At 58.9% G+C, this 10,834-nt stretch carries 11 protein-coding genes; 3 read left to right on the top strand and 8 right to left on the bottom strand.

From position 1 onward, the window contains the following. Nucleotides 1–119: 119 nt before the first annotated feature. Entirely contained in the window at nucleotides 120–2,687 is a 2,568-nt protein-coding gene (locus tag AB4043_RS03185) for an ABC transporter permease (protein ID WP_442303352.1), read from the bottom strand. Beyond that, nucleotides 2,688–3,368 (bottom strand): ABC transporter ATP-binding protein, encoded by a 681-nt coding sequence (locus AB4043_RS03180; RefSeq protein ID WP_442303353.1) that lies wholly within the window; start codon nucleotides 3,366–3,368, stop codon nucleotides 2,688–2,690. Nucleotides 3,369–3,411: 43 nt separating this feature from the next. Between AB4043_RS03180 and AB4043_RS03175 the strand changes: the two genes are divergently transcribed. Together AB4043_RS03175 and AB4043_RS03170 are read left to right on the top strand one after the other, a co-directional pair. Beyond that, the gene (locus tag AB4043_RS03175) at nucleotides 3,412–4,128 is read left to right on the top strand and encodes an arylesterase (protein WP_442303351.1); all 717 of its coding nucleotides are present in this window, start codon (nucleotides 3,412–3,414) and stop codon (nucleotides 4,126–4,128) included. A gap of 159 nt (nucleotides 4,129–4,287) precedes the next feature. Continuing rightward, the gene (locus tag AB4043_RS03170; RefSeq protein WP_442306490.1) at nucleotides 4,288–5,580 is read left to right on the top strand and encodes an EAL and HDOD domain-containing protein; all 1,293 of its coding nucleotides are present in this window, start codon (nucleotides 4,288–4,290) and stop codon (nucleotides 5,578–5,580) included. 8 nt (nucleotides 5,581–5,588) lie between these two features. On the opposite strand, the gene truB is transcribed toward AB4043_RS03170, so the two are convergent. From truB to AB4043_RS03140, 6 genes are all read right to left on the bottom strand, one after another. Beyond that, complete coding sequence (gene truB / locus AB4043_RS03165) at nucleotides 5,589–6,464, bottom strand: tRNA pseudouridine(55) synthase TruB (protein ID WP_442303349.1); 876 nt, start codon at nucleotides 6,462–6,464, stop codon at nucleotides 5,589–5,591. Nucleotides 6,465–6,468: 4 nt separating this feature from the next. Next, on the bottom strand, nucleotides 6,469–7,059 hold the full coding sequence (gene folE, locus AB4043_RS03160) for a GTP cyclohydrolase I FolE (protein ID WP_442306489.1): 591 nt from the start codon (nucleotides 7,057–7,059) through the stop codon (nucleotides 6,469–6,471). A gap of 9 nt (nucleotides 7,060–7,068) precedes the next feature. After that, the gene (locus tag AB4043_RS03155) at nucleotides 7,069–7,473 is read right to left on the bottom strand and encodes a 6-carboxytetrahydropterin synthase (RefSeq protein WP_442303347.1); all 405 of its coding nucleotides are present in this window, start codon (nucleotides 7,471–7,473) and stop codon (nucleotides 7,069–7,071) included. Beyond that, the gene (locus AB4043_RS03150; RefSeq protein ID WP_442303346.1) at nucleotides 7,470–7,880 is read right to left on the bottom strand and encodes a 6-pyruvoyl trahydropterin synthase family protein; all 411 of its coding nucleotides are present in this window, start codon (nucleotides 7,878–7,880) and stop codon (nucleotides 7,470–7,472) included. The genes AB4043_RS03155 and AB4043_RS03150 overlap by 4 nt, the downstream gene beginning before the upstream one ends. Nucleotides 7,881–7,923: 43 nt before the next feature. Beyond that, nucleotides 7,924–9,231, bottom strand: a complete 1,308-nt coding sequence (locus AB4043_RS03145) for an enolase C-terminal domain-like protein (RefSeq protein WP_442303345.1) — start codon at nucleotides 9,229–9,231, stop codon at nucleotides 7,924–7,926. A gap of 237 nt (nucleotides 9,232–9,468) precedes the next feature. Continuing rightward, nucleotides 9,469–10,503: a glycosyltransferase gene (locus AB4043_RS03140; RefSeq protein ID WP_442303344.1), complete on the bottom strand. Its 1,035-nt coding sequence runs from the start codon at nucleotides 10,501–10,503 to the stop codon at nucleotides 9,469–9,471. Between the two features lie 140 nt (nucleotides 10,504–10,643). Here AB4043_RS03140 and AB4043_RS03135 point away from each other — a divergent pair. Next, a partial coding sequence (locus AB4043_RS03135; RefSeq protein ID WP_442306488.1) for a hypothetical protein occupies nucleotides 10,644–10,834 on the top strand: 191 nt, incomplete at its 3' end.

Below are 10,834 nucleotides of genomic sequence, written 5' to 3'. Positions count from 1 at the left end.
ATGCTAGCCTCAACCTACGCCCGCCCATCAGCAGGCTCCAGATGTCAACAACCTCTTGACCTCCTACAGGCACCCAGAGTATGGGGTTATTGAACTGAGGTGAGATTCCCGTGCACCGCCTACTCCTCGCGCAGGACCTCCAGCGGTTTCTGGCCGAGCACACGGTGGCTGGCGATCCAGCCGGTGGCCACGGCCATAACGGCAGTACCCGCCATCATGGTTAGATCGGTCATCCAGGGAAGCTGGAACTCGATACCCATCTGGCGCTGCAGGAACCGGGCGACCACCGTGGCAAAGATGACTCCCGTGAAACCGGCGACCAGTCCCAGAACGGCGAACTCAATCGAAAAGACGGTGGCGATGCGCGAGCGGGTGGCTCCCAATGTCTTGAGTACAACGACCTCGCGGATGCGGCGGTAGCGTGTGCCTGCGATGGAAGACGCCAGAATCACCATGCCCGCGAAGATGGAAAACGCCGAAAGGAACTGAATCACCACCGTGATCTGCAGTACGACCTGGCGGATGGTCTCGAGCGCCTGCGCCACATCGATCACCGTAACCGTGGGATAAGCCGCGAACATGGCGCGCTCAAGCTGACCCACCTTCTTCGGATCGACGTGCGCGCCTCCGTACCAGACGACCGGGAAGCCCTGCAGCGGAGCCTTGGGCAGAATGAACTCCGCGCGTGAGTAGGCGTGCTGGCCGTCGGACTTGATGATCGCAGCCACTACGGCCTCAATCGGCTTGTCCTGTGCCGAGAAGACAATATGGCTGCCAAGAGAGACACCGAGACGCTGACTCATGCGTTGCCCGATGGCTACCTGGGGCACCGTGCTCCCGGGTTTCCACCATTCTCCCTGCAGTACCGTCGTGCCGGGTGGAAGTTCGTCGGACCAGGTGAGTTGGATCGACTGGAGCATCCGCCTGGGAAAGTTGGTCAGCCGCAGATCTTTGGCTGCAACGCCGTTCACATTGGTGATGCGCGAGCTGATAACCGGGATCAGCTCCGGTTCAGCCATAACTCCAGGCTGGCTGGTAAGCACCTTACGCACGCCTTCAACCTCGGAGTTGGCGATATCAACCAGGAAGATATTCGGGATCTTCGGCGAGGAGACGATACGCAGCTCACGGACAACCGCCTGCTGCATCAGGAAGACAGTCGTAATCTGCATGACGCCGAGGCCGACAGCAGCAAGCAGCGCCGCCGAAGGATTTCCAGGACGATAGAGATTCGCCAGGCCATGGCGAATGGCCGAGGGCAGAGTCAGCCCGGCTCCGCGCAGGAAACGGCGCAGGACAGCAAGCAGGATCGCGGCTGCGGCAAGAAGAGCGATAAGAACCCCTCCGAGACCGGCGGCGAAGGTCCAGCCTGTCTGCGCAGAGTCACTCAGCGTAGCAGCAATGAGCGAGAGACCGAGCAGAATCACAACGGTTGCTAAAAGCTGCGCCCAGTTTGAGCGCAAACGAGCCCAGAAGGCTTTATGAATCGGTTCGTCGGTCTGCTCGACCGCGCGGCGAAGGATCAGGATAGGGCGCACCTTGCGGATATCCAGCAGAGGCGGCAACGTAAACAACAGGGTCGTCAGCAGACCGGCTGTCAGTCCGGTCCCAACCGCATGCCAGTCAAGCGTGAAGGGCGGCTGGACATTGATGAGCCTGCGCAATAGTACCGGCAGAAATCGCTGCACGGCGGTGCCCATAGCGACACCGAGAAGGCCGCCGAGTGTGCCGAGCAATATCGTCTGCAGCAAATAGATGCGCATGATCTGCGAGGACCCGGCGCCGAGCGACTTCATGATGGCGATGGTGTCCATGCGCTGCTGCAGATGGGCACGCATAGCCATCGCAACACCGATGGCTCCAAGAACGAGTGCAACCAGGCTCATCAGGCTCAGAATGCCGGTGGCTCGGTCCAGCCCTTGCGTCAGCGCGGGATTGGTTTCACGGTAGTCAGTCACCTGCGCTTCAGGGAGCAGCGCGACCAGGCGCTCTTTCCACGCCGCGACCTGTTGATCGGAGCTTCGTGCCGGAAGCTCGAAGAGAAAGCGTTCGTTCGACCGGTTCCCTTCTGCGATCAGACCTGCGTCTTCCAACCCTTTGCGTGTAATGATGACGCGCGGACCCGCCGCAAACGATCCCGAGAGACGGTCTGGCTCATTGGTCACGACACCTGCAATCGTGAACAGTCCGTCGCCGATCTTCACGCGATCCCCGACCTTGAGATTCAGCCGGATCAGAAGATCCTCGGCGACGACGATCGTGTTGTCATGCAGTACATTGCGGAGTACGGCCTTCGGCGCGATATCGACCGTTCCATAAAAGGGATAGACGGCCGGGTCAATAGCCTTGAGCGAGACCAGGAGAGGGTCAAGCGAGTGCTCGGCAGAGGCCATGGCGACCATCTCGGTGACAGTGGTCAGACGTAGGCCCTCGTGCTCCATGGCCTCCAACCCCTCCTGCTCTTTAGGAGTCGGCTGGGCAAACATGCGGGCGGCAAGATCGGCGGCCATGATGGAGCGCGCGCGTACGAGTAGCTCCGTGCGGAAGGCGCCACTGAAGCCGCGAACCCCGGTAAGCGCGGCAACGCCGACGGCAACCGAAAGGATGACAAAGGCGAACTTGCCCTTCGACGAACGCATCTCGCGCCAGGCGATACGGCGAGCGGAGGTCCAACTGAGCGACGGCATCTACTCGACCGCCTTTCGCTCGTCGGCGACGATAAGGCCATCCTTAAGAAGAATGCGCCGCCCGGCGAGAGCGGCAATATTGGGGTCGTGTGTCACCATCACCAGGGTGGTGTTCGAGGTGCGGTTCATCTCCAGCAAGAGGTCCAGCACATGGGTTCCGTTCGCGGAGTCCAGGTTGCCGGTCGGTTCGTCAGCCAGCACCACCGGCGGCCGCAGCACGAAGGCGCGAGCAATGGCTACACGCTGCTGTTCTCCTCCGGAAAGCTGAACCGGATAGTGATCCATGCGGGCTTCAAGTCCAACACTGGAAAGAAGCTCCTTTGCACGGGCAAGACCGTCGGAGCCGAGATTGAGCTCGTAGGGAAGAAGCACATTTTCCAGTGCGGTGAGGGTCGGAATGAGCTGGTAGGACTGGAAGACGAAGCCGATCTTTTTTCCCCGCACCTGGGCGAGCCGATCTTCCGGCAGATAGCTGATGCTCTCTCCGGCGATCTTCACATCGCCGGTCGTAGGCGTATCCAGACCGGCCAGCAGGCCGAGCAGTGTGCTTTTTCCGGAGCCGGAAGATCCCATGATGGCGACAAACTCGCCGTGAGCGACGTTGAAGTCGATGCCCTTCAGAATTTCGACAGTCCGTCGGCCGTTGCGGATAGACCGCGTCAGATTGCTTACCTCGATCATGGCTTCGTTCAATTCGCTCTCCCCAATTCGCTACACTGCTTGCGTGAAACTGTCCCGGATTGCCCTGCCCCTCGCCCTGTCACTCACCCTTACCGGATGCAAGACCAGCGATGGTACCAGGCGCGCCGAGGACTACTCGCGCGACACCCACGCGGCCCGGCCAATGGCCCAAAACCCATCTCCGGCGGCAACCTCAACTATCAAAGACGAACGTCCTGTGATTTTATGCTTCGGCGACTCCATTACTGCCGGCTACAACCTCGATGCCGGCCAAAGTTACCCGGATTACCTGCAGAAAGCTCTGGACGAAAAGGGATACAGGTACCATGTCGTCAATCAGGGCATCTCCGGGGACACCACAAAAGACGCACTTGCCCGCGTGGCAGACGCCGTTGCCTTGCACCCTGCCGTGATCCTGGTGGAACTCGGCGGCAACGACGGCCTGCGGGGTATCCCCATTGCCAGTACGCGAGCAAACTTTGACGGCATCCTGGCAAAGCTGACAGCGACCGGGGCCAAGGTCATCCTGCTGGGGATTACGTTGCCGCCGCAGTACGGCAAGGTGTACATCAACCAGTTCAACGAGACCTATGCCTTGATGGCGACGAAGTACAGCCTGACGCTCTTCCCCTTCCTTTATAAGGACGTATACGGAGTCCAGGGAGCGATTCAGCGCGATGGGATCCATCCAACCGATCTTGGCAGCCAGTTGATCGTGAAGAATGTTCTTCCCCTTGTGGAACCGAATCTAAAACGATGAGTTTTTCGCTAAAGAAAAATCCGTTGCTGCCGACATCCGTCGTCGTAACTGCCTGACCCGTTACCTTTTCCCCCGTTTCACGGGGTGCGCTAAAGCGCACAATGAGGGGGCCGATAAGGTTGCAGTAAGACCTCATCGGTCATGGTCACGAAAGGTACTGTGCAACTCTCGGCACCAGCTCGCAACATCACACCTCAGGGCCCCGCAGCAACCGTGCAGGCTCCTGCCGCAGCGGCAGACGGCGCAGGCTCAATGCGTTTCCTCGCCAAGCAGCCGATCATGACTGCGGCGCGCAAGACGATTGGGTATGAGTTGTTGTTCCGCGCCACATGGGAGAATCGCTTCAGCGGTGATGGCGAATCTGCCTCAAACAGCATCGTGGACTGGGCCGTCACCCACGGACTCGAATCGTTAGTGGGTGAAACCAAACCGTTTGTTAATTGCACCCGAGCACTGCTGGTAAGCCGGTGTGCCACGCTGCTGCCCAAAGGAACCGTTCTTGAGATTCTGGAGAACGTCGAGGTAGACGAAGAAGTTCTGGAAGCATGCCGCTACTACCGTAGCCAGGGATTCGCGTTGGCGCTCGACGACTACGATTTCCGCGAGCAATGGGAACCGTTTCTCGACATCGTGCAGTATGTCAAAATCGATTTCTCCCAAAGCACCCCGGAAGATCGAAAAGAAATTATCAAGAGGCTGAAGCCTCGCGGCATGCACTTTGTCGCCGAAAGAATTGAAGACGCCGAGCAATTGAAGATAGCCGTCGCCGAAGGGTTTGATTTCTTCCAGGGCTATTTCTTCATGAAACCCATTATGACCGCACGGCGCGGCCCGGGAAAGTCCATCCATCAACTGCAGTTGCTGGCTGAGATCTGCAAGCAGGATCTGAACCTGGAGTCGTTCCTCCGCATCCTGCGCTCTGAACCGGCCATCTGCTACCGCGTGCTTCGTTACGTTAACTCGGCGGCGGTTAGTTCACGCCGTACGATTACAGATCTGCGGCATGCGGTTATGTTGATCGGCGAGGATGAGAGCCGTCGCATCGTTCGCACGGCTCTGGCAGCCGAACTGACCGGCGGATCAGGAATTGAGGCAATGGAACGTTGTGTCCAGCGGGCACGCTTCTGTGAGCTGCTGGCCACCGATCTGAACAGCCCGTGTGAGGAGCTCTATCTGATGGGTATGCTCTCAGCGGTACTGCCCATGCTGGAGATGGACGTCAAAGATGCGGCCGCCAACCTTCCTTTGCGGGAAGAGGTCATTGCGGCACTTACCGATCCGGCGACCGAAGAAGCTCATGCCCAGGCGCTTTCGCTTGCCGTTGCATATGAACGCGGCGACTGGGGCAGCATGATCGCGTCATGCCATCGCCTCGGTATCGCCGAAGACGATGTCGCTGCCAAGCATTATGCGGCGGAACAGTGGACCAGCGCCGTGGTCCACCACCTGTAGGAACGGTCTCAGCCAATCACAACGATCGGCTGCATCAATGTCCCCGCGATGCGTTTGCCGATGGCGATCAGGTGGCGCTGGCCTTCGAAGATCTTCACCAGGGGAGCGTTGGAGAACTCCGGCAGGTTCACGGCCATACCATTGCGCAGGCGGCCCGCCGTTGCCAGATCGGCTGTCACCGAGGGCATCTCCGACAGAACAGTACGCGGATGGGGGAGGGCTGCTTCCAGCTCGCCTCTCCCAGCGAGCGCTTCCATCATATCCAAAGGCATCGCCTGATCCAGAGTGAACACGCCGGCGCGAGTGCGGCGAAGTTCTGTCAGGTGCGCACCACAACCTGCCGCTTTCCCCAGATCGTGCGCAAGTGAGCGGATATAGCCACCAGCAGAGACCTCCGCGACAAACCGAGCCGTCTCTGCTTCCATTTCGGTGAGCTCAAAGCGATTGACCGTAACGCGCGCCGCCTTCACCGGGACCTCTTTGCCGGCACGCGCCAGCTTGTGCGCAGGCACGCCGTTGATCTTCTTTGCGGAGAAAGGCGGCGGCATCTGCTCAATCTCTCCCCGGAAACGCGAGGTTAAGGCACAGAGCTCTTCGAGTGTCTGTGTCAACGGCTGCGGTGACGCTGCCGGCTCGCCCTCCACGTCGTACGTATCGGTCGCAAAACCGAACCGGATCGCACCGGTATAGGCTTTCTCGGCGTTGGAGAAGAACTGCGCCAGGCGGGTCCACTTTCCCAGAAGGAGAGGAAGAACCCCGGTGGCCATGGGATCCAGCGTTCCAAGATGACCAATGGATTTTTCGCCCGTCGCCCGGCGAACACGGTTGACAACGTCATGCGAGGTCATCCCGGCGGGTTTATCCAGTACTAAAAGTCCGTTCACGTTTCTACAACTTACCCGAGCGGACCAGCGAGAGGAACTCGTTGCGCGTCTGCTGCTGTTCTTTGAATACGCCCAACATGGCAGAGGTTACGGTCGCGGAATTCTGCTTCTCAACACCGCGCATCATCATGCACAGGTGGCGCGCTTCCATAATGACGGCCACGCCCTGCGGATGGATGGCATCRACAATAGCATCGGCGATCTGCCGCGTGAGACGCTCCTGCACCTGAAGACGGCGCGAGAAAACATCCACCAGACGAGGCATCTTGCTAAGACCGATGACCTTGCCGTCGGGTATATAGGCGATATGCGCCTTCCCGAAAAACGGCAGCAGGTGATGCTCGCACAGCGAGTAGAACTCGATGTCCTTGACGATCACCATCTCGTCGTAGTCCACATCGAAGAGCGCTCCGCGGAGAATCTCGGTGGGATCCTGCTTGTACCCCTTCGTCAGGAAAGCCATCGCCTTCTCCATGCGTTCCGGCGTCTTCAGCAGACCGTCGCGAGTGGGGTCTTCGTCATAGCGCAGCAGAARCTCACGGTAGATCTCTTCCGTGGAGGCTTCGCTGAGCGGCCTGTCTGTCAATGTGCTCATAGTGCTTCCCTATTCGCCCCTGTACTCAAAGGAGTTGTTGGGCGTTTCTTCAATACGAATCTTCTCCACCTTTGCCGCGGTAAAGCCCTTCAGAATCTCCCAGATGACCATGGCCAGATTCTCGGTAGAAGGGACCAGAGCAGCAAACTCCGGCAAAGTATTCAGATTCTGATGATCGAACTTCGCAATCAGGCGCCCGTGGGCGAACTCATCGATTTCAACGAGGTTGCAAACCATGCCCGTGGTCGGATCGACCGTTCCACTGAGTACGATCTCCAACCAATAATTATGGCCGTGGCCAAAGGGATTGTTGCACTTCCCGAAGACTTCCCGGTTACGCTCATCACTGAAGCCGTCAACGTGAAGACGGTGCGAGGCGCTGAAGCGATAGCGGCGACCGAGGTAGGCTTTCATGCTTCCCCCATATAGTCGGCGTACAGGTCTTCCATCTCGTAGACGCGGACCTTCACCAGATTGGCGCCGGCGATCTTCCCCTCCAGGCGCTGCCAGATGGCAATGGCGATGTTCTCGCTGGTAGGCTGCATTGTCCCGAACTCCGGGACTTCATAGTTCAGATGGCGATGGTCATAAACGCTGACGACCTCACGCTCAAGGATCTCCTTCAGCTGCTTCAGGTCCACGACAAAGCCAGTGACGGGATCGACCTTTCCCTGAACCGTCACCTCCAGCGTGTAGTTATGCCCGTGGCCGTTACGGTTGGCGCACTTGCCGAACATACGCTGATTCTCTTCCGGTGACCAGGAGTCGACCCAGTAGAAGTGGGACGCGGAGAACTCGGCTTTACGGGTTAACTGAACCATCCACCCAGTTTAGATGAGTGGAAAGCCCCGGAGGTACAGAAACCTACTCCCACTCCATGGTCTTCTGCGACTCAATTTTGGCAGGGTCGAGCTCGATGTTAAAACCCGGTCCGGCAGGTAGAGCGATTCTGGCGTTGTGCGGGAAGAGCGGATTCTTCTCGAAGTGATAGAAATGCGCCATCTTGTTGACCAGGTACTCGCCCAGCGGGAAGGTCATGGGAGGCTGGCTGGCGATGACATGAAGCGCGGCGTGGAGGCAGTGGCCATGCGGCAGAACGGGAACGTCGTGYAATGCCGCCAGGGTTCCGATCTTTACCAGCTCCGACACGCCACCGCACCACTCAGGGTCAGCTTGAACCACGTCGACTGCCTCGGCCTGCAGGTAGCGCTCGACATCCCAGCGGGTGTAAAAGTGCTCCCCTGACGCAACCGGAAAGTTGATCTTGCGGCGCACCTGGGCGAAGGTCTCAATCTTGTTCGGCATGGTGATCTCTTCCACCCACCGGGGGCGATACTGCTCCACCTGGCGAGCCCATTCGAGGGCATAGGTCATGTCCCAGCCGCTATAGCAATCGAACATGATCTCGACATCGTCGCCAACGGTCTCACGCAAGACCTTCACCAGTTCGACGTTCTTGCGCATGCCTTCCGGGCCTGCGCCGGGACCATAGGCCATGAACCATTTCATGTTGCGATAGCCCTCTTTCTTGAGAGCCGTGGCACGCGTACGAACAGCTTCAGGCTCCAGCGAGAACCCCAGGCACGAGGCGTAGTACTCAACCGAGCTGCGAGTGGGACCGCCAAGCAGACGGTAGACCGGAACGCCGAAGTAGCGGCCGCGAAGATCCCACAAGCAGATGTCGCAGGCGCTGATAGCCATCATGAAGATGGAGGCCCGCGACTGACGATTAGAGCGATACATCTCGTCCCACAGCAGTTCCCCGGCTAACGGGTCTTTGCCGATAAGGAACTTCCGCAGATCGCGATGAACGATGACCGCGGCATCCTCTTCGATAGGACCGTAAAGGCCTTCGAGACCCTGATCGGTCTTGATGCGGATGTACATGGCCGAAGGCTTGGCAACGCGGTCTTTGCCGGCCGGGTGGTCGGCATAGACCGGCGGCCGGAGATCGTCGTAGACATCGAGTGGGCTCACCTGCTGCTGCCCGTTCACTCCCGCGGGAACGGAGTACGAGCCGCGGACCTCGAAGATCTCGACATCGCTGATCTTGATAGGACCGTTCGGTCTTTGCCAGTCGAAGTAAAGGCCATTAGCGCGAGGGATGGCGGCGACAAAGGCGCTGGCGGCAAGACCGCGGAGAACCTGACGGCGGGAAGCGATAAACGTCATCGGATGAGCTTTCCTGAACATTTGAGGTGGCGATGATGGGCAGCCAAAGCTGCGCCGTCCAATATAGTTCAGGTGTCGAAAATATGTCTACCGCGAGTAGCGAGGGCTTATCTGAGGCCAGGAAAATGTCGTTCGCACCCACATTTGTTTGTCATTTCGCAGCGACCACCGACAGGGGAGAAATGACAAATCCAAGCTCGTGCAACATCTTGAGACAGGGCTCTTATGGCTAGGTCCCTATGCTTTGTACACTCTGCCCTTCCAGGCGACCTCATGCTTCAGCTTCACCTGCATCCAGCTTCGCCATAGCAACCAGCCGAACATAGGCAGAGCCGCAATGCTGAGCACGCAGTCAATCCACGGAAACTCGCTTTTACGGACGCGGGCGAGATAGCGCCACAGCACGCGAACCCACAGCAGGCCAAGAGCCGCCCACTGCCACCAGAGCAATAACAAGTGCTGCGGCAGGACTACCATCAATACCGGCAGGGTAAGCAACAGACCAAAGTCGATCAGGCGGAAACCCGCCAGCGCCAGCGGCTGCAGGAATAAGATGGCCAGGTTCTTCGTCCAGCCCTCGATCATCGCCGGCAGCGTGCGATACATTTGGGTCTCCAGTGCATCGCCGCCGTAGCGGAAACGGAGGCGCCGCCGCGAGGCTTTGACCTTCCACGCCAGCTCTACATCCTCCAGCACCTTGTCGCCGACCGCCTGATGTCCACCCACGGCAAAGTAAGTCTCCCGATCAATCAGAAGGAACTGGCCATTGGCGGCCGCAATCCGGCTGGCAGGATCGGAGACCTTCTTCGGCGGATATGCAATTGCCAGCTCAGAAAAGATCAAAGGCATAAGTGCCCGCTGCCAGAAACCGGTAACAATCTGCTTTGGCGAATAGGAGAGCATTGCCGCCTCATACTTCTCTGCCTCGCGCATGGCGCGGCCCAGGCTGCCGGAGGCGTGCCGGGTATCGGCATCGGTAAACAACAGCCACTTCCCCTTTGCCTGCTGTGCAGCGGCCCACAGAGCATTGTTCTTGCCGGTCATCCCTTTGCGGCCCGGTTTGGTCTCAAGCGGCGGAGCGTTCATGACGGTCACACCTGCGACGCTCTCGGCGATGCTGTGCGTCGCGTCTGTGGAACCATCGTCAACGACAATCAGCTCCCAGTGGCGGCCAAGCTCGAAACCAGGCTCGCTTTGTGCCGTGAGCGAGCGCAGGCAGGCTTCCAGGCAGGCTTCTTCGTTCCGGGCCGGCACCATCACGGTAAGTTCCATCAGCTCTCCCTTAGAGCATTTTCCCTGTTGCTAGGGTGTGTCATCYAACTCCTGTCGTCAGCGTTGCGAGCGCAAATTTGTCCAKACGAGGCGGAGGCCGAAGGCTGTGGCGGGTCCWCAGTCGAGGCCGACAACGAAGTATGGGCRAATTTGCGCCGCAACCCGAAGGGCCGGGGCAGATTTTCTTCACCCCAGCCAGCAAAGCTGACTGGGGACCCCGATTCCCGATCTCTTCGTCGCTCGTCGTTCCAGTAAGCCAGCTACAGTTCTCTCCCCGATTCCCGATCTCTTCGTCGCTCGTCGTTCCAGTAAGCCAGCTACAGTTCTCTCC

It is taken from the genome of Terriglobus sp. YAF25 (assembly GCF_052113305.1).
In the GTDB taxonomy this organism is placed as follows: Bacteria; Acidobacteriota; Terriglobia; order Terriglobales; family Acidobacteriaceae; genus Terriglobus.
This window is presented reverse-complemented; position numbering and strand designations above follow the sequence as displayed.